Below are 19,966 nucleotides of genomic sequence, written 5' to 3' on the forward strand. Positions count from 1 at the left end.
CGGAGAGTCTAACGACCATCTCAACATTCGAGTCATTCTTTATGCTCTTTTTTTAAAAGGTCTTTCAATTCTTCAATAAATACGTTAATATCTTTAAATTGGCGATAGACAGATGCAAATCGAACATAAGCGACTTCATCTATTTTTGCCAATTTATCCATAACCATCTCACCAATCACTTCACTTTTTACTTCTGAAACGCCGAGATTCCGTAATTCCCTTTCCACTTCAGCAGTGATAATTTCAAGCTGATTTAAACTGACCGGACGTTTTTCACATGCCCGAAGTAATCCGCGCAAAATTTTATCCCGGCTGAATTCTTCTCTTGTACCTTCCTTTTTGATAACGATTAATGGATATTCTTCAACCCTTTCAAAGGTTGTGAAGCGGTAGCCGCATTCTTCACATTCACGACGTCTGCGGATAGCCCTGCCTTCATCGACAGGTCTTGAATCAATAACCCTTGTCCCATTATATTTACACGTTGGACATTTCACCTCTTATTCCTCCTTATTCTTTCTTCCTTATTTTGGGATTTTTTTCATGTCTTATGGTTAATAACTTCCATAGCACAGTTCTTATGTTCGAAAAAATTCAGGATGTCCGTTCCGTTAATTTTTAGCTATAGATTTATTGGTGAAATAATTTTTATCTATTTCATATCCGATTTTGGCAACTGCTTGTCCAATTCTTGATAAAAGCGTAAGACAAGTTTCTTCAATGTCGGGTAAAGACCAAATATCGAAAAAATTTCAGAAGATACCATGAAATCAACGGCGGTTTGAAATGGTCGAACTTCAATAACTGTGACAATAATAAACGCTTTTGGCCTACTTGTCATTGAAACAGAAATTTCCCCGCGGTCCTTAGAAACGGCGGTGATTTTCATTGCCGGATCTTTTTTAAACATATCTTCAACCGTTGTTAATACCTTATCAAACGAACTTTTATAATAATGGCTTTTTAAATCTTTGTCAAAATGATCATCAGACGTTTCGCAATTTTTTTGGAATCGTTGAAAAATTGATGGCTTTCTACTCATTCTCTCAAACATCCTTTTCATTCATTTTTCAAAAATTTTTTATGTTGTCCTCATCAAACGTAAATCTATATAGTTTTATCTTACTACATTTTGTATCTATAAAAAAAGATGATGTTTATACTCAACATCATCTTTTGAAATATTTTTTTCAATTAGACATTTTGTACACTTGGACTTTTCACTTCGATAGGACCCATTCCTCTGGGAAACTCTATCGTCTCTCTTGATGTTGCATTCAATTTTTCCGCTATATAATCCGCGGCAATGGTTGGATCCAAATTACCGCACGTATAAACATCAATACTTGCATAACCGTGCTCAGGAAAACTGTGGATGGTTAAATGGGATTCTGAAATGATGACAACCCCACTGACTCCTTGAGGTGCGAATTTATGGAAGGCAACCTCCCGAACTTCAGCACCGGACTTCAACGCAGCATCAACAAATAATCTTTCAATAAAATCCATATCATTCAGTTTGTTATAGTCACAACCCCATAATTCTGAAATAACATGACGACCCAATGTATTCATACGTACGTTCCCCCTTTAATGATTTTTTCCTGTACATACAGGTAAATGAGTGTACACGACAAAAATTGCATAACTACCACGGGGGAAGTTAGTCCAGAGAGGCCCTAACCCTTTAAGTAGTTATTTTTCCACGCCTATCAGTATACAAGGTTTTCCTATATTAATCAATCAATAAATGCTCTAGGTATCTTAAAAAAAACCTCATATATGAAGCATCCATAACATTATATACATAAGGAATTTGGAAATGTGATTATATTTTGAAACCATGTACAAAGACGATCAAAAAATAATCGTTCTTGGTAAATTTACTAAAGAAAACTCGGCGAGAGCAGAGCCGTAGTTCAGCGAAAAAACATTTTCGCTTGCGAGGTAATGCTACCGAAGTCTTTCAGTGCACTTATGCGTTAGGAAAGTAGAAATTGAAAAATTTATACTTTCCTATTAGCCAAAAGGAAAAACCCAAGAATACAATCTTGGGTCTCCTTCATATTTTTTAATTAAAACAATTTTACACCGCTTGTATGTTATGTGAAAAAAATACGATTCCTCGTAGTCAAACTATATTATCCACGATTAGGTGTTCCATTTAGAAACTTGGTTCCATCTCTCTTGCCATTTGGTTTGAGACCATTTTTGCTAAATCGACAACGCGACATGAATAACCCCATTCATTGTCATACCATGCCAATACTTTCACCTTATTTCCTTCTAAAACCATTGTCGAGAGTCCATCTACAATGGAAGAGTGGGAATCTGTATTAAAGTCAACAGATACTAATGGTTCATAAGTTATATCAAGAATACCCCGCAAATCGTTTTTACTTGCATAGACAAATGCATCGTTCACCTCTTCAGCTGTCACTTCTTTTTTCAAATCAACTACTAAGTCAACAAGTGAAACATTCGGTGTCGGTACACGTAAAGCTATGCCATGTAATTTTCCATTTAAATGCGGTAATACTTTGCCAATTGCCTTCGCTGCTCCGGTCGTTGTTGGAATAATAGATTGACCGCATGCACGTGCCCGGCGTAAATCTTTGTGCGGATTATCAATATTTTTTTGATCATTCGTATAGGCATGTACCGTTGTCATAAATCCGTTTTCAACACCAAATTGCTCATCTAAAACTTTAATAACAGGCGCCAAGCAATTTGTTGTACAGGATGCATTTGAAATTATTTCATGCTTGTCAATATTTAAAACGGTGTCATTTACACCAACAACAATTGTCACATCCTCATTTTTCCCCGGTGCTGTTAATATTACTTTTTTTGCACCTGCTTTCAAGTGAAGTCCGGCTTTTTCACGAGAATTAAATTTACCTGTTGCTTCAATGACAATATCAATATTTAAATCTTTCCAAGGTAATTGTTCAGGATCTCTTTGGTTGACTAAAAGTACCTCTTTGCCGTTAACTACTAGGCTGTTTTCCCCAAATTCCACTTCCCCGTGAAATCTCCCGTGAACTGTATCGTATTTTAATAAGTGAGCAAGCGTTTCTGGAGGATAACTTGCATTAACAGCGACAATATCGAAATCGTTCATCAATATTGCCCTGCGAAATACCATGCGTCCGATTCTTCCAAAACCATTTATTGCTACTTTTTTAACCATGATGGTCCCCCTTGTTATTTATGATACATAATTCAGATAATCATCGTAATTAGTATAACATATTTTATGAAAAGTTCACATATTAATTGCCATTTTTCGAAAAAAGTTTGGGGATCGGGGAATACGGGCTCTCGTTGTCATCGTATGTGGTGAAAAAAGGGGAAATGAATCCGAGAACGGCTCTTGAGACCCATTTCAGCAGTAAATGAAAGGAAAATAGTCGCGAGGAAAGACTCCGGGTGCCAAATCCAGCGATGAAAAATGAAAAATGTGCGCAAGACGGACCTCTAGAACAAAAAAAAAGCTATCTCGGTAAGTACTGCCCCTAAATCATCAGGAAGCCTTTGATTCCTACCAAGAAAGCTCGCTTTATAATATTTTCCAATCTTTTAAGATGGATAGTAATTGAGTTTTTGTTTGTTCAATTGTTCCGCGGTTATCAATAACAGCATCCGCCCGTTCCCTTTTTTGTTCAATGGAAAGCTGTGATGTGATTCTTGCCAGCGCTTCTTCTTTTGTCAAATGGTTCCTGTTCATTAAACGTTCCAGTTGTGTCGGTTGATCAACATAAACAACTAGTACTTTATCAACCATATACGTCAAATTGCTCTCATATAACAAAGGAATGTCAAGAAAAACAACCTTTTCGCCACGACGAAATGCTATTTCCTTTTCTTCATTCATTTTTTTTCGAACTGCCGGATGGACGATAGAGTTTAATAACAGTCGTTTCTCTTCATTTTGAAACACAAGATCCCCTAATTTCTTGCGGTCGATTTCTCCGTTTGCCAGCAGGATCTCTTCACCAAAATGCTCGACTATTTTTTGATAAGCTTCCTCCCCCGGTTCGACGACAACCCTGGCTACGATATCAGCATCGACAACGGTATAGCCCAGTTCCTTAATCATTTTCGAAACCGTACTTTTTCCTGTTGCGATGCTTCCGGTAATCCCGATAACCAATGACAACTTCATCCCCTTTTTATTTCCCATTCTAAAAGCTCACATACTGATATTTTACCATTTTTATCAAGGGGAACCAACTAGGATCAAATTTGAATTTTTCATATATCAAATAAATTAAGTTTAAACATGCTTTACGGAAACGCCACTTTGGACATATCACCAATTTAGATACGTTTCAACATACTTTCCGACAATTCACTTTGGACAAATCGTCAATTTAGATTTTCCATATGCCAATTAAGATAAGTAATAAACCGGGAATAAACGAAAAATGCTTAAATAATTGATTGGAACCGATTGTTGCACCAAATTTAATGCCGGTTGTAGCAAAGATGGCACTCATCAGCCCAACACAAGCGGCAAGTAAAATTGGTGAAAAACCTAACATTGATGCACCAAAACCGGCACCTAAAGCATCGAGAGATAGAGCTGTACCTAACAAGACAGCTTCATATCCGTTAATCGAACCGGACTTATCTAAATCAGCGGTCATCGGCTTTTTCAAAATTTGAATAACAACACCGATTGATTTCAGTTCAAACTTAACCAAAACTTTTTCATGAACGTTTTCAATTGAATCCGTTTTGTCATCCGCTGTACAAAAAAATTGCAATAATGCCCAAGCACCTAAAAGGATAAAGATGCTTCCTCCAATGGTTTCCGTCAAATGCGGGGTAAGGATTTTTCCAAAGTGACTACCGATAATCGATGCGAAATAGAGGGAAAAAGCGGAACAACAAGCAATGATGAAAATGGCATGAAGCGGAATTTTCACTTTTCTCATGCCATAGGTAAATCCGACATTGAAGCTATCAATACTTACAGCCAATGCGAGTAATAAGAGTGGGAATAGATCCAAATGGAACAGCTCCTTTCAACGATTGCTATCCTATCGTATGAAAGGAGCTTGTCCAATGTTCGTGGTTCTTAGGCGAATAACCTGATGATTGGAAGTTCATCAATAGGAAATGGGTTTATATTTTTACTTTTTGGCAGTTTGGGCAAAAATGAGTACCACGCCCGCCGACTTTTATTTTTTCAATAGGGGTGCCACAGTTTTTGCACGGTTTCCCTTCCTGAGCATAGGCATTTAACTCCAATTGGAACATACCTATCTGCCCTTGGGAATTCACATAGGAACGGATGGTACTTCCCCCTTTTTCGACTGCATCTGTTAGAGTGGCAATGATGGCCTCTATCAATCTTTTAACTTCAGATTTTGATAATGAATTGGCAAGCCGTTCGGGATGTATTTTGGCCCGGTACAAAGCTTCGTCCACATAAATATTGCCGAGTCCTGTAACAATTGTTTGATCAAGGAGAACCGGTTTAATCATTCTCGCCGTTTTTGCTAGTGATTTTGCAAAGTAGGCTGTGGTAAACTCTTTGGCAAACGGTTCCGGTCCCAGTTGACTGAGCGGTAAATGGTTCATTTCTTCACCGATCGGAAAAATATGCATCGTTCCAAACTTTCGAACATCCCGATATCGCAATTCGGTCCCATCGGTAAATGAAAAAATGACATGAGTATGTTTATCAAAAGGTTCTTCTTTCGGGTAGAGTCCGTATTTTCCTTCCATCCGTAAATGAGAGACGAGTGCAACATCATTCATGTAAAAAATGAGAAACTTTCCCCTTCTTCCCATTGTTCGTATCGTTTGCCCTTTTAATAGAACGATAAATTCTTCAACATCTGGCGGGTTTTTTATTATCTTTGGCCAAAATACTTTTACATCCTCGATTGTTTTCCCGAGGACGATTGCCTCAAGTGTTCGTTTGATTGTTTCAACTTCTGGTAATTCCGGCATAAGTTTTCCTTTCCTTTCATTGTTTAAAGCGAAATGCGCAAAATCACAAGTAAACGGTCTTGCAAAAATGCGCAAAATCAAAATTCCGCAGAGTAATACGAAGGCTTGGGAGGGAAATTAGACATGCCTTAAGGAAAACCAGCCCATTTTTTCCTATGGGCCGGCTTTTTTCTAGTATAAGGCATTCGTTTTACTTCGCATCAAACCATGTCGGACCGTAAGCATAATCAACTTTCAATGGCACTTTAAGTTCAAGCGCATGCTCCATAACGTCCGGAACAATCTCCTTTAATTTATCCACTTCATCTTCCGGCGCTTCAAAGATAAGTTCATCATGAACTTGTAAAAGGAGGCGTGCTTGTAATTTTTCCGTCTTTAATCTCTCGGCCATATCGATCATTGCTTTTTTAATGATATCAGCGGCACTCCCTTGAATCGGTGTATTCATGGCTGTCCGCTCGGCAAAACTGCGCACATTGAAATTCCGGCTCGTGATTTCAGGAATATAACGTCTCCGGTGTAATAATGTGGTGACATATCCATTTTGTTTTGCTTCTTGGACGATATCTTCCATATACTGTTTAACTTGCGGATAACTTTTAAAATAGCGTTCAATAAATTGACCGGCTTCTTTCCTTGTAATCCCTAAGTTTTGCGACAAACCATAATCACTGATGCCGTAAACGATACCGAAATTGACTGCTTTTGCCTGTCTTCGCATATTACTTGTCACTTCATCATGAGCAACATGAAAGACATCCATTGCCGTTTTTGTATGAATATCAAGGCCTTGTTTAAAGGCATCGATCAATCGTTCATCTCCCGAAATATGAGCAAGTACCCGTAACTCAATTTGCGAGTAATCCGCCGAAAACATCACCCAACCTTTTTCCGATGGGACAAATGCTTGCCTGATTTTTCGTCCTTCTTCTAAACGAATCGGGATATTTTGTAAATTCGGATCGGTGGAGCTGAGCCGCCCGGTTTGGGTTAACGCTTGATTAAAACGAGTATGGACTTTTCCGTCTTCCGGATTAACGACTTTCAATAAGCCTTCAATATATGTCGATTGTAATTTACCAAGTTGGCGATATGTTAAAATTTGATCAACAATCTCATGTTCCGTTTGCAATTTTTCCAACACATCCGCTGACGTTGAATAGCCGGTTTTTGTCTTTTTAATGACCGGTAAACCTAGTTTATCAAATAAAATGACACCGAGTTGTTTCGGGGAATTGATATTGAATGGTTCACCGGCCAATTGGTGAATTTTTCCTTCAATCTCATTTAACCGTTTTTTAATTTCTTCTCCCATTTCTTTCAAACGGTTTACATCAACTGCTACTCCGGTGCTTTCCATTTCCGCTAAAATTCTCGACAGCGGCATTTCTAGTTCGATAAATAGCTCGTATTGTTCATTTTTCTTCAGTTCATCAATCAAGCGATCTTTTAAATGGTAAATGGCCAAGGCTTTTCGAACGATGGTTTCAGCCCGTTCTTTATCCGTTAATGATGTCCGTTTTGCCCCTTTCCCATAAACTGTATCATCTGCTAATACTTGGTTGTAATGATGGGCTTTTGCGACATCACTAAAATCTTGGATTGTCTCGGACGGATTTAATAAGTAAGAGGCGATTAGTAAATCAAAGTCAATTCCGTTTACGTCCATACCAAGTTTTTGTAATGAAACAATCGTTCGTTTCGCATCATATACGGCAAGTTTCGTTTTTTCATCTTCAAGCCATGCTTTAAAAACCGAAGAAGATTTTACGACATCAACCGGAAGATAGTAAATTCCTGTATCATTGACCAGCCCCAGCCCGATGATTGGAGCATAATGGTAATTATCTTCAATGATTTCTACATATAGCGCACTATTTTGTTGTAATATTTCCTCGGTAATTTCTTTTACAAATTCGAATTCGACTTCTTCCAATTTCTGATCTTCAATCTGAACAGACGAATCCATTTTTTCAAGAAAAGATTGGAAGCCGAGTTCTTTATATAGTGAAACAAGCTTTTCTGTGTTTGCACCTTGATAATTAATGTCAGCTAATCCGATATCAATCGGCGCATCACGAAAAATCGTCGCTAATTGCTTACTCATTAATGCCTGATCTTTGTAAGTCGATAAGTTTTCTTGCAATTTTTTCCCGCTTACTTGGTCAACCGACTCTAATAAATTTTCAACCGAATGATATTGTTTTAACAGTTTGATAGCCGTTTTTTCCCCAATACCCGGAACGCCGGGAATATTGTCGCTTGCATCCCCCATCAAACCTTTCATATCAATAATTTGTTCCGGACTTAAGCCATACTTTTCTTTTATATGGCCAGGTGTATATTTTTCAATATCGGTAACACCTTTACGGGTAACTAAGACCGTTGTTTTTTCAGAAGCCAGCTGGGTTAAGTCTTTATCACCGGAAACGATTCGTACTTCAAAATTGTTTTCTTCAGCTTGTTTCGATAATGTTCCGATAATATCATCGGCTTCATAATTTTCCAGTTCGTATTGAGCAATTCCGTGTGCTTTTAATAATTCACGAAGATATGGAAATTGTTCGGATAATTCAGGGGGTGTTTTTTGTCGACCACCTTTATAATCACTAAAAGTTTCATGTCGAAAAGTCGTTTTTCCTGCATCAAAAGCGACTAATATATGTGTTGGTTTTTCTTCCTTTAAAATTTTTTCAAGCATCATGGCAAATCCGTAAACAGCATTTGTATGTATACCCTTTTCATTATTCAATAGCGGCAAGGCGAAGAACGCACGGTATGCGACACTATTTCCGTCAATTAAAACTACTTTCTTATTCAAAATATAACCCCCGTTTCTTTTGACACTCGCTAATATTGTAGATTGTATTCGGCTTCTTATCATATGTTTCAAATGCCAAATATAGATAAACCGAGTGTACGGAATAAAAGAAATAGCCGTTTTCCTTACCTTATTCTAGCATGGAATGAAGGGAAAGGAAAACGACCGCATGATCAATTTACGAAAGCCTACTTATTCAACATATCCTTGTAGTAACCTCGCATATGGAGAGTTGGACGGTAAAATAATGACAGTCTGATCATTAATTGTCTTTTTATACGACTCCAAAGTTCTAAACAAACGGTAGAATTCCGGGTCTTTCGAAAAAGCTTCATTATAAATTTGTGCAGCTTCCCCTTCCCCTTCTGACCGGATTACCTCGGCATCTGCTTTCGCTTTGGAAATCATTTCTTGGTATTCTCGATCGGTTTCAGCCATAATTTTATTTTTTTCCGCATCCCCTTGAGATAAATAGTCCTGAGCCGTAGATTCCCGCTCACTGATCATTCGGGTATAAACGGATTGTTCGTTTTCAGCAGGCAAATCGGTGCGCTTAATACGGACATCGGATACGACTATCCCATATTGGTCCTTCTTCAAAAGTTCATTTACTTGCTCAGTTACCCGGTCATTCAGGCTTCCGCGAGATGAATTTTCATCATTTATAATTTCATCGTAGTTTAACTGACCAAGTTCAGAACGGACAACGGAATAGACAAACTCCTCCATTCTTGCTTCGGCACTTTCCATCGTTCGTGCATTTATAATTAAGCTTTCAGGATCTTCAATTTTCCAAATCGCATAGTTATCGATAATCATCCTTTTCTTATCTTTCGTATTAATTTCCGACTGCTCGACGTCCAATGTCATTTGATATTTCGGCAATGTTGTGACGGTCTGGATAAACGGTACTTTTATATGAATGCCCGGATCACTGATGACTCGTTTAATTTCTCCAAACTGACGAACGATTTTATACTCCCCTTCTTTTACAATAAAAATATTGGTAAATATCAAGAATAGCAGGAGTAAAGTGATTAAAATAACGATACCGGTTTTAATCCATTTTCGAAATGGAATATCTGTTCTTTTTTTCTCCATATCAATTACTTTACCTTTACTCATTATTTTTTTCACTTCCTTCCTGTTTTGTTCCTGAACTTTGACTCTCGTTCGCGTTATTCTCTTTTCTTTCTAGCGGAGCAATCGGTAAATATTTCAATGTTTCACCATCATCATTCATAATATAAATTTGTGCATTAGGAAGCACTTGTTCTATCGTTTCAATTGTTAACCGTTCACGGGTCACATCCGGACTACTTTTATATTGTTCATACAAACGGTTGAAAACGGATACACTCCCTCTTGCTGCTTCAACACGTGCGGCTTTGTCTCCCTGTGCTCTTGACATAATCGCAGCGACTTCTCCCTCAGCCTCATTCATTTTTTGGTTACGATATTTTTGTGCCTCATTAATTTTTGTGTTCATCGTTTCTCTTGCGTCAGTTACATTGGTAAATGCCGCTCGGACTTCATCATTTGGCAATTCTACATCTTGTAATTTTACTGCCAAAATCGTGATGCCTATATCATATTTCGTGACCAAATCTGATAAAATCTCTCGGACATTCCCTTCAATATCCGCCCTGCCTGATGTTAATGCATCATCAATTTTCGAACTCCCGATAATACTACGTAACGATGCACTTGTCGCATCATACAAGATTTCTTGTGGTGCTTCCGAATTGTACAAATATTTAATCGGGTCTGTGATTTTCCATTGAACAACAAGATCTGCCAAAACGATATTTTCATCACCGGTAATCATTTTTGTATCATTTTGATTCTCTGAAACTACCTTCCCGCCTTTTTCCTTATAGCCAAATTGTAGACTATATGTTTCCTTGGACAGCTTATCTACCGTTTGAATCGGCCAAGGGAATTTAAACTTTAAACCAGGCTCCGTTACTGTATCCTCTGCCTTGCCGAATGTTAAAATAACCGCTTGCTCTGATTCATCAACCGTATACCAAGATGTGAATCCGACTAGTACGAGTAATAAAATCCCGATAACAATCCCCGCAACTGTATAAATCTGTTTCAGATTTACCATATAATCTCCCTCTCTAGATACTGTTTCAAATATATACGGATCAATTAACAGATAGGTTTCAGTAAATTTTCTGGTCCGGCGATTTCACAGCCAGAAAATAAAGAAAACTCGGCGACTGCCGAGCCTTTAGGCGATGGCAAAGCCGTAGTTCACCGAAAAAATATAAAATTTTTTCGGCTGCGATGTATTCCCGTGAAGCTTTCCTTGTGCACTTATACTTAAAACTTAAAATTTCCCACTACGTCGAATTTGCTTCTTTGCTGGAAATTTATACTTTCTTAACGTATAAAAAAAGACTGTCCTATACATGGCTTTTGTCTGCTCTGTTCCCGTTTACGAGATGACAGACATTATACCATAGGACAGCCCTCTATCCATCCAGTTCTTGGACGTTGGGGTTTTCATAACCAATATATACTGCCAATTTAAATTCTATATGGAGGTTTTGTTAATTGTTTGTAAATTAAACTGTTTTTCCTGATCTTTATAACTATTATGACTAGGTCATGTCATCTTATGTCTTTTGGCATGATTTTCCATAACTTCACAATAAATCTTGACCCTTTACCAACTTCACTTTCCACATGAATCTCGCCATGATGTGCTTCCACAGAATGTTTGACAATGGCCAGGCCTAGACCGGTACCACCGGAGTTCCTGCTGCGTGCCCTATCAACCCGGTAAAATCGTTCAAAAATACGCGGAATTTCCTCCTTTTCAATGCCAATTCCCGTATCGGCGATGGAAATAACAACAAATTCATCATCATCTTGAATGTGAACTTCAACTTTACCCGAGGGCAACGTATATGCAATGGCATTTGACAGTAGATTGATGAAAATTTGTTGCAAACGTAATGAATCCCCTTCAACTGTTAAAGGTCGTTCTTCAAATATTTGAATATCAATTTGTTTATCTTCAGCACGTTTTCTCAAAGAATCAACAATATCATGAATCATTTTGTTCATTTCAACTTGATTAATATTTAATTTTAAATCTTCTTGTTCAATTTTCGATAATTCGAGCAGGTCATATACTAAAGATTGAAGTCGATTGCTTTCTTTCAATATAATATTTAAAAAAGACTCCAATGCCTTTTCATCATGAAGCGCCCCGTCTAATAATGTTTCGGTAAATCCTTTAATTGACGTAACCGGTGTTTTTAATTCATGAGAAACGTTTGCGACAAAATCTTTTCTAACTTTCTCTAATTTTTTGATCTCAGTAATATCATGAAAAACAAGGACAATCCCTTTCCATTCATTATTTGAACTAATAATTGGTGCGCCGTACACTTCAAAATTTTTCATCTGGATATGAATTGGAATCGTAATTTGTCTACGGATTTTTTGCTCTGTCATGAAAATATGTTCAATAATTTGTTTTACATCTTCATGTTCGAAAACTTCCAAATAAGTCTTTCCGATTATTTCGGTTTCTTCAACCCGAAACATTTCTTTGTACATTTGATTGGTTAAAATAATACAACCTTTGTCATCAATTAATATAAGTGGTATTCCCATATTTTCAATGACGGCACGCAACCGGTCATTTTGCATTTCCTGTTCCTTGGTAATCCTTTGCAAGTTTCTGGCTAAAATATTTAGTGAAGAGTTTAACTTGCTGAACTCATTATATGTATATTCATATGTCCGGGCTTGATAATTTCCTTTAGCCAACTCAATAGCTGTTTTGGTGGCCGATTCAACCGGTTTTATAAAATTTGTCGTAATTTTTGATCCGATAAATAAAATGACGATAAATGCCAAGCCAAGAATAACAAACAGCAATAGCCATAATTGTTTATGCGCAACCGTTAGTTCATCCAGCTCTGATGTGATAACTAATATACCGTCCACCTTGCCATTGATTTCAATGACATCCCACCAATAAAAAATATCCAATCCACTGCCAATATATTTCCTTCCGTTTTTATTTGTCTGGATACCTTTGACAATATCCGAAAGTACATCATGATGGTCTTTATATTTTTCGGCAGTTTCTCCAATATCATAAATCACTTTACCATCTGTTGATAAAATGGTTATATTGGCATTGATCATTTCTTTTGCTTTCTTAATTTGATCGGTTTGAAGGGTAGAAGTCCCTCCTTGGTCTTCTATTTGCTGTATAATCAAATTCCCCTCTTTTTGAAATTCATCGAAGAAAGAGTTGATATAATAGGTTTTAAATAATTGACCTAGCAAAAGCCCTAAACCGATAAATACAGAAACAACTAATACAATTAGCGCAAGAAATAATCGATAGCGCAATTTTTTCATACTTTTGGCTCCTCAAATTTATAGCCAAGTCCACGGATGGTTTTAATATATTGCGGTTTTTTCGAGTTTGCCTCAATTTTATCCCGTAAATGACTAATGTGAACATCAACAATTCTTGTATCACCGGCAAAATCATAATTCCAAACTGCATTTAATAACTGATCACGGGTCAATACACGTCCTTTATTCTTTGTTAAATATAAGAGCAGTTCAAATTCTTTCGGAGTGAACTCCAGCAATTCCCCGCTTAAAAATACTTCATATCGGTCCGGAAATATTTCAAGGTTGCCGATATTAATTTTTATGCTATCCACTTCCTTTTCTGACTGTTCAGGAAAATTATTTGTTCTCCGTAAAATTGCTTTAATCCGGGCAACAACTTCTCTTGGACTGAACGGTTTTGTCATATAATCATCGGCACCTAATTCCAAACCAAGAACTTTATCGATTTCATCATCCTTTGCTGTCAACATAAGAATAGGGGTATGTATATGTTCTCGCCGCAACTCTTTACATACTTCCATACCATCCATTTTTGGCAACATTAAATCAAGTACAATTAAGTTCGGGGATTCGGTCTTAGCTCTTTGAAATCCCTCTTCACCATCATATGCCGTCAACACATCAAATCCTGCTTGGCGTAAATTATATTCCAATAACGTAACAATGGATTCTTCATCATCGACAATTAGTATTTTTTTATCCATCCACTAAACTCCTCCATCAATTATTGAAGCCCCAACTTCCACTACTGGTATTTATTACACTTATTTATTTATCGGTTGTTTTAAATATACCTGTACTAGTTGTGTCTTTCAAGATTTTTACCCTTTTATAGAATATTCATGTTCTTCCGGCTGTCAATTAAAATAACAAAAGCCCTCCTAAACGGAAAGGCCTGTTGTCACTGCTTTTTATCCAACCTTAACGGGCAGTAAAACCCCCATTGATGGACTTCATACTAAAACACCAAGTACATTTTTAACTGATTCTGCTGACTTGTTTAATGCAATTTTTTCTTCTTCTGTTAGTTCAAGCTCAATGACTTTTTCAATTCCATTGCCACCGAGGATCGTCGGAACACCTAAGTAGATTCCATTGAAACCATATTCACCTTCTAAATAGGCAATAGCGGGAAGAATACGACGTTGGTCTTTTATAATAGCTTCCACCATTTGCGTAAGGGAAGCTGCAGGAGCGTAGTATGCACTGCCATTTCCTAACAAGTTAACAATTTCTCCGCCACCGGTTCTTGTTCTGGCAACAATTTCATCAAGACGTTCTTTTGGAAGCAGTTTTTCTAAAGGAATTCCACCAGCATAGGAGTAACGTACTAGTGGTACCATATCATCACCGTGCCCGCCTAAAACAAAACCTGTTACATCTTTAACAGAAATATTTAATTCTTGGGCGATAAATGTCCGAAAGCGAGCGGTATCCAATACACCGGACTGACCAATCACCCGACTTTTAGGAAGTCCGGACTCTTTATAAACCGTGTAGGTCATTGCATCCACCGGGTTTGTCAAAACAATGATGATACAATTAGGAGAATATTTAACAACCTCATGGGTAACAGCTTTCATAATCCTTTGATTTGTTTGCACAAGGTCATCGCGGCTCATTCCCGGTTTACGGGCAATCCCCGCTGTAATAACAACAATATCTGAATCCTTCGTGTCTTCATAATTGGACGTACCGATAATATTGGCATCAAATCCTTGTACAGGACTCGCTTCCAACATGTCTAAAGCTTTTCCTCTTGTCGGATTTTCCAATTGCGGAATATCGACAAGAACGACATCCCCCAGTTCCTTTTGAGCGATAAATAAGGCAGTGGTTGCACCGGTGAATCCAGCCCCAATGACAGAAATTTTACGTCTTGACATTTTAAATATCCCCCTTAGTTTGAATGAAATTTAGTTTAGGACTAAAGTTTTCAAAATCTGTCTCCCAAACAAATTCAAAAAACTTATCGTGATAAAACTCCCCATCGACCAAGTCATAAAAATTTATTCTTAATAAAAAATTCTTTTGTTCAGAGGATAGAAGGAGCTCCTTCCTCTTTGTTCGCCATGCCTATTTATAACAAAACGGTTTTGCAGAAGAAAAGGAGTCCCCACTCCTATAAACTTCTGCAAAAGTTGTTAACAGTTTATTCACCCATATTTTCAATTAATTTTGTCCCAAACTCAGAACATTTCACTTCAGTAGCCCCGTCCATCAGTCTGGCAAAGTCATATGTAACAACCTTTGAGGCAATCGTTTTTTCCATAGATTGAATAATCAAATTAGCTGCTTCTTTCCAGCCTAAATGTTCCAGCATTAACACACCGGACAAGATGACGGAAGAAGGATTAACTTTATCCAATCCGGCGTATTTCGGCGCAGTTCCGTGAGTAGCTTCAAAAATCGCATGACCGGTTTCATAGTTGATATTTGCCCCCGGTGCAATACCAATTCCACCCACCTGAGCAGCCAATGCATCAGAAATATAGTCACCGTTTAGGTTCATTGTAGCAACAACATCAAATTCACGCGGGCGAGTTAAAATTTGTTGTAGGAAAATATCGGCAATGACATCTTTGACAATAATTTTCCCTTGCGCTTCTGCATCCGCTTGAGCTTTGTTTGCAGCCTCTATACCGTCAGTTTCTTTAATGCGGTCGTATTCAGCCCAAGTAAATACTTGATCACCGAATTCTCTTTCCGCCAATTCATAACCCCAGTTTTTAAACGCACCTTCTGTAAATTTCATAATATTACCTTTGTGAACAAGAGTAACGGATTTGCGGCCTTCTCTTATGGCATAGTTAATCGCAGCACGTACTAAACGCTCTGTACCTTCTTTTGAAACAGGTTTTATACCAATTCCGGATGTTTCCGGGAAGCGAATTTTCTTTACACCCATTTCATTTTGTAAAAATTCAATTACTTTTTTCACTTCCGGTGTACCTTCTTTATATTCAATACCGGCATAAATGTCTTCGGTATTTTCGCGGAAAATAACCATATCTGTATCTTGTGGACGTTTTACCGGTGAAGGAACACCTTCAAACCAACGAACCGGACGTAAACATACAAATAGGTCCAACTCTTGACGAAGGGCAACGTTTAAAGAGCGAATCCCTCCACCAATCGGAGTAGTCAACGGACCTTTAATGGCAATTATATTTTCACGAATGACATCCAATGTTTCTTCCGGTAACCATTCACCGGTTTTATTAAAAGCTTTTTCACCGGCATAAACTTCTTTCCACACAATTTTTCTTTGACCGCCATAAGCTTTTTCCACCGCTGCATCAAGAACACGTGATGAAGCAGCCCAGATATCCGGACCGGTCCCGTCTCCTTCAATGAATGGAATGATTGGATTGTTCGGTACATTTAGTACCCCATTCTGAACCGTAATTTTTTCTCCTTTTGTCATGTTAGTTCCCTCCAATTTCATGGTGAAAGGCTAGGAAAGTAAACATCTCCTAACCTTTTTATCTTTTTATTTATAAAGTAAAGCTGCAATCAATGGAAAAAATAATATCCCCACTAATTGTCAGCTGAACAAAACGACTTTATCTGGCTAACCTTTTCCGACCATTCTTCCATTTGGGCTGGCAGGGTTTCTTGGCTTACCGTTAGAGTAGGAGATTCATTCTCCATTATCAAAAAATGGATAAATGATTATTAACGTTTTTCCAAAGGTATATACACTTGTTTCGAAGGTCCGATATATTCTGCACGCGGACGAATTAACCGGTTGTTTTCATATTGTTCGAGAATATGAGCAAGCCATCCGGAAGTACGACTAGTTGCAAAAACTAAAGTAAACAAGTCGTGGTCGATTCCTAAGCTATCATATACAGAAGCAGAATAAAAATCAACATTAGCCGGCAAATTCTTTTCACTAGTAACAATTTGTTCAATTTTTACAGATATATCGTACCATTTTGATTTTCCGGTTAGTTTTGTTAATTTCTCTGACATTTCTCTTAAATGTTTTGCACGTGGGTCGCCATTCCGATATACGCGATGACCAAATCCCATGATTTTTTCCTTATTGGCAAGTTTCTCTCGAATATACGGTTCAACATTTTCTATAGAACCAATTTCCGTCAACATTTTCATTACTTGTTCATTTGCACCGCCATGTAATGGACCTTTTAATGCGCCAATTGCTGCTGTAATACCTGAATAAATATCCGACAAAGTGGCCACACAAACGCGGGCAGTAAATGTTGAAGCATTCAATTCATGATCCGCATGGAGAACAAGTGCTTTGTCAAATGCTTCAACCGCTATTTTGTCCGGTTCTTTACCGGATAGCATATATAAGAAATTCGCAGCTAAACCGAGATCTTTACGAGGTGCGATCGGTTCCAATCCTTTTCGAATTCTCGAAAATGCTGTAACGATTGTAGGGATTTTTGCTTGGATGCGGATTGCTTTTCGATAGTTGGCATCACTTGTTTGAACATCTGCCTCCTCATCAAATAACCCAAGATAAGAAACAGCAGTTCGAAGTGCAGCCATTGGATGGACTTTTTCACTTGGGTATGCTTTCAAGTGGTCAATGACTTGACTTGGAACTTCCGCATTATTGGCTAATTGAATTCTTAAATCTTCCAGCTCCACGGCATTTGGCAGGCGCCGATGCCATAGTAAAAAAACTACTTCTTCAAATGTGGCGTTTTCAGCTAAATCATCAATATCATAACCAACATATGTCAATGTATCATCAATAATTGAACTAATTGATGAAGTTGCGGCAACTACCCCTTCTAACCCTTTTGTAGCAGTCATCAAAATTTCCCCCTTAATTTGAATTTTAAAAATTATCGTTTTAGTACTATACTAGCAAATAATTATATTTAAAACAATCCTATCCCTTTCATTCGTTAACACCTAAAAACCTAGTAAAAATAATTAGAGATTAAATTCACCCTTTCTATGTATACATCAAAATTATAATGAGAATAATTGTTACAGGATATACCTTTATTTTATTATAAGGTGACCAGATTTGAAAAAGAAAATGCTTACAAAAAAATATTTTTTAAGAAATCAATCCAATTTTCTTATGGTTTTCAGTTTTTCAATCCAATTATAACCGATAAAAATTAATTTGTGAATGGGGTATGAACAAAATGTGAATGTTTTTTTATTTTTTCACAAAAACATTTACGAACTAGTTTTTTCTTAAACTGGAAATTGATTAAATTTACCGTTTTATTCATATTTTTTCTATTTTTCGTATCGAATGTGAATAAAGTTCAAAGGGAAAAATTAAATTTCACATATTTACAATTTTATTTTTTTCGTTAATATAAGGTTTGAAGATTTGGTGCATGTAAATTCGATGGGAAAATGCTAAAATATGTGATGTAAGAATGTCTTTTTGCAACTTTTCAAAAATTGCCTTTTATAATGAAGATATTTATTCATATAGAGGGGAAAAACGGAATATTTTAGTACAAGGGTTCTTCCAAAAACGCATGCTATACAAAAATTTTAATAGAGCAGGAGGCATTATTATTGAATTCCGTTTATGTTCAACGCACTATCCGTTTCTTATTGATTCTGGCTGCCATCATCGCATTTATTCTTGCAATTTACTTCCTATCTTCATTGACCTATCCTTTCATCATTGCTTGGGGCATTGCCTTTATGATGAATCCGTTGGTCAATTTTTTGCAAGTAAAAGGAAGAATACCAAGGGCTATCAGTGTTTTAATTGTTCTTATATTAATTTTCGGTGCGTTAGCCGGTTTGTTAACATTATTGATCACACAATTGATTTCGGGAACTGAATATTTGTCCAACACGCTTCCGAATCATATAAATAATATCGTTAAGTATATAGAAAATTGGATTACCGGTACAGTCACCCCCTTTTTTAATAATTTAACAAGTATGTTCAATAATTTAAATGAGGGACAGCAGGAAACAATTATTCAAAACATCAATGATATCGGGGCTAACATTGCTTCTACGCTCGGAAACTTTTTACAATCGATGCTAAAAAAAATTCCTGCATTTATTTCATGGTTTCCAAACGCAGCAACAGTTCTCATTTTTACATTGCTGGCCACCTTCTTTATCAGTAAAGATTGGTACAAGCTAAAAAGAATGGCAGGGAAATTTATTCCGATTCGGTTTCGGCGAGGTAGTATGAAGGTTTATATCGACCTAAGAAAAGCACTGTTTGGTTTTATTCGTGCTCAAGTAACATTAATTTCAATCACTGCAGTCACAGTATTAATCGGTCTGCTTATTTTACGGGTTAATTACGCTATTGCCATTGCCTTTATTATTGGAATCATTGATTTGCTACCGTATCTTGGCACCGGTTTAGTATTTGTCCCATGGATTATTTACGAATTTATCGTCAATAATTATTCGTTGGGAATTGGTTTATTAGTTCTTTACATTGTTGTTCTCGTACAAAGGCAAATCATAGAACCAAAAATTGTCTCTACCAATATCGGTATTAGTCCTTTAGCTTCTTTGGTTTCCATTTTTATTAGCTTGCAATTATTTGGATTTGTCGGTTTGATTATCGGACCAATTGTTGCAGTTCTATTGAGTACCTTGTATAAGGCCAATGCCTTTCACCGGTTGTGGGATTTTGTTATCGGGCAAAAGTAGTGTAATCATTGCATCAAGATTACAATAGATGTCGCATAAAACTTTATGTATACGAGAAGTAAATATGCGAAGGAAAATAAATGACAAAAAAGGGAGGGCGTATTCACCTACTAATGATTAGGTAAATACGGAAACCTCCCT

Annotated in this window: 16 protein-coding genes; 1 reads left to right on the forward strand and 15 read right to left on the reverse strand. The window is 37.1% G+C overall.

Annotated elements, in window-relative coordinates:
• Window positions 1–32: 32 nt before the first annotated feature.
• The 15 genes from nrdR to citZ all read right to left on the reverse strand — a co-directional run bounded on the left by nrdR (window position 33) and on the right by citZ (window position 17,980).
• Window positions 33–497, reverse strand: coding sequence for a transcriptional regulator NrdR (gene nrdR / locus LIZ98_RS04820; protein ID WP_034771635.1), 465 nt, complete (start codon window positions 495–497; stop codon window positions 33–35).
• Window positions 498–652: 155 nt separating this feature from the next.
• A complete protein-coding gene (locus tag LIZ98_RS04825; RefSeq protein ID WP_227139091.1) occupies window positions 653–1,042 on the reverse strand; it encodes a hypothetical protein in 390 nt (129 codons plus the stop codon).
• 152 nt (window positions 1,043–1,194) lie between these two features.
• Window positions 1,195–1,575: an adenosylmethionine decarboxylase gene (speD, locus tag LIZ98_RS04830; RefSeq protein ID WP_034771636.1), complete on the reverse strand. Its 381-nt coding sequence runs from the start codon at window positions 1,573–1,575 to the stop codon at window positions 1,195–1,197.
• A gap of 589 nt (window positions 1,576–2,164) precedes the next feature.
• On the reverse strand, window positions 2,165–3,193 hold the full coding sequence (locus tag LIZ98_RS04835) for a glyceraldehyde-3-phosphate dehydrogenase (protein ID WP_095142044.1): 1,029 nt from the start codon (window positions 3,191–3,193) through the stop codon (window positions 2,165–2,167).
• A 369-nt stretch (window positions 3,194–3,562) separates the two neighbouring features.
• Window positions 3,563–4,162, reverse strand: a complete 600-nt coding sequence (gene coaE / locus LIZ98_RS04840) for a dephospho-CoA kinase (protein WP_227139098.1) — start codon at window positions 4,160–4,162, stop codon at window positions 3,563–3,565.
• Between the two features lie 214 nt (window positions 4,163–4,376).
• Window positions 4,377–5,018: a sporulation membrane protein YtaF gene (gene ytaF, locus LIZ98_RS04845; RefSeq protein WP_227090616.1), complete on the reverse strand. Its 642-nt coding sequence runs from the start codon at window positions 5,016–5,018 to the stop codon at window positions 4,377–4,379.
• A gap of 115 nt (window positions 5,019–5,133) precedes the next feature.
• The gene (gene mutM, locus LIZ98_RS04850) at window positions 5,134–5,967 is read right to left on the reverse strand and encodes a DNA-formamidopyrimidine glycosylase (RefSeq protein ID WP_227139097.1); all 834 of its coding nucleotides are present in this window, start codon (window positions 5,965–5,967) and stop codon (window positions 5,134–5,136) included.
• 190 nt (window positions 5,968–6,157) lie between these two features.
• Window positions 6,158–8,788 carry a DNA polymerase I gene (gene polA / locus LIZ98_RS04855; RefSeq protein WP_227139090.1) on the reverse strand — a complete coding sequence of 877 codons (2,631 nt, stop codon included), beginning with the start codon at window positions 8,786–8,788 and terminating at the stop codon, window positions 6,158–6,160.
• A 192-nt stretch (window positions 8,789–8,980) separates the two neighbouring features.
• Window positions 8,981–9,913 carry a protease modulator HflC gene (gene hflC / locus LIZ98_RS04860; protein ID WP_034771642.1) on the reverse strand — a complete coding sequence of 311 codons (933 nt, stop codon included), beginning with the start codon at window positions 9,911–9,913 and terminating at the stop codon, window positions 8,981–8,983.
• Window positions 9,906–10,901 carry an FtsH protease activity modulator HflK gene (gene hflK / locus LIZ98_RS04865; protein WP_034771643.1) on the reverse strand — a complete coding sequence of 332 codons (996 nt, stop codon included), beginning with the start codon at window positions 10,899–10,901 and terminating at the stop codon, window positions 9,906–9,908. The genes hflC and hflK overlap by 8 nt, the downstream gene beginning before the upstream one ends.
• Window positions 10,902–11,410: 509 nt before the next feature.
• Window positions 11,411–13,183: a two-component system histidine kinase PnpS gene (gene pnpS, locus LIZ98_RS04870; protein WP_227139089.1), complete on the reverse strand. Its 1,773-nt coding sequence runs from the start codon at window positions 13,181–13,183 to the stop codon at window positions 11,411–11,413.
• Window positions 13,180–13,890 (reverse strand): response regulator transcription factor, encoded by a 711-nt coding sequence (locus LIZ98_RS04875; RefSeq protein WP_227139088.1) that lies wholly within the window; start codon window positions 13,888–13,890, stop codon window positions 13,180–13,182. The genes pnpS and LIZ98_RS04875 overlap by 4 nt, the downstream gene beginning before the upstream one ends.
• A 249-nt stretch (window positions 13,891–14,139) precedes the next feature.
• Complete coding sequence (gene mdh / locus LIZ98_RS04880; protein WP_227139087.1) at window positions 14,140–15,072, reverse strand: malate dehydrogenase; 933 nt, start codon at window positions 15,070–15,072, stop codon at window positions 14,140–14,142.
• Between the two features lie 266 nt (window positions 15,073–15,338).
• Window positions 15,339–16,613, reverse strand: coding sequence for an NADP-dependent isocitrate dehydrogenase (gene icd / locus LIZ98_RS04885; protein ID WP_095142037.1), 1,275 nt, complete (start codon window positions 16,611–16,613; stop codon window positions 15,339–15,341).
• Window positions 16,614–16,864: 251 nt separating this feature from the next.
• Window positions 16,865–17,980, reverse strand: a complete 1,116-nt coding sequence (gene citZ / locus LIZ98_RS04890; RefSeq protein ID WP_227139086.1) for a citrate synthase — start codon at window positions 17,978–17,980, stop codon at window positions 16,865–16,867.
• A gap of 732 nt (window positions 17,981–18,712) precedes the next feature.
• Between citZ and ytvI the strand changes: the two genes are divergently transcribed.
• The gene (gene ytvI / locus LIZ98_RS04895; protein ID WP_227139085.1) at window positions 18,713–19,825 is read left to right on the forward strand and encodes a sporulation integral membrane protein YtvI; all 1,113 of its coding nucleotides are present in this window, start codon (window positions 18,713–18,715) and stop codon (window positions 19,823–19,825) included.
• Window positions 19,826–19,966 lie beyond the last annotated feature (141 nt).

This window comes from Caldibacillus sp. 210928-DFI.2.18, assembly GCF_020554505.1.
GTDB lineage: Bacteria > Bacillota > Bacilli > Bacillales > Caldibacillaceae > Caldifermentibacillus > Caldifermentibacillus hisashii.

Bases quoted from the DNA above. Each gene is read 5' to 3' on its own strand.
- LIZ98_RS04825 (WP_227139091.1), bottom strand. From the start codon at position 1,042: ATGAGTAGAAAGCCATCAATTTTTCAACGATTCCAAAAAAATTGCGAA.
- speD (WP_034771636.1), bottom strand. From the start codon at position 1,575: ATGAATACATTGGGTCGTCATGTTATTTCAGAATTATGGGGTTGTGAC.
- LIZ98_RS04835 (WP_095142044.1), bottom strand. From the start codon at position 3,193: ATGGTTAAAAAAGTAGCAATAAATGGTTTTGGAAGAATCGGACGCATG.
- mutM (WP_227139097.1), bottom strand. From the start codon at position 5,967: ATGCCGGAATTACCAGAAGTTGAAACAATCAAACGAACACTTGAGGCA.
- hflC (WP_034771642.1), bottom strand. From the start codon at position 9,913: ATGAGTAAAGGTAAAGTAATTGATATGGAGAAAAAAAGAACAGATATT.
- hflK (WP_034771643.1), bottom strand. From the start codon at position 10,901: ATGGTAAATCTGAAACAGATTTATACAGTTGCGGGGATTGTTATCGGG.
- pnpS (WP_227139089.1), bottom strand. From the start codon at position 13,183: ATGAAAAAATTGCGCTATCGATTATTTCTTGCGCTAATTGTATTAGTT.
- LIZ98_RS04875 (WP_227139088.1), bottom strand. From the start codon at position 13,890: ATGGATAAAAAAATACTAATTGTCGATGATGAAGAATCCATTGTTACG.
- mdh (WP_227139087.1), bottom strand. From the start codon at position 15,072: ATGTCAAGACGTAAAATTTCTGTCATTGGGGCTGGATTCACCGGTGCA.
- icd (WP_095142037.1), bottom strand. From the start codon at position 16,613: ATGACAAAAGGAGAAAAAATTACGGTTCAGAATGGGGTACTAAATGTA.
- citZ (WP_227139086.1), bottom strand. From the start codon at position 17,980: ATGACTGCTACAAAAGGGTTAGAAGGGGTAGTTGCCGCAACTTCATCA.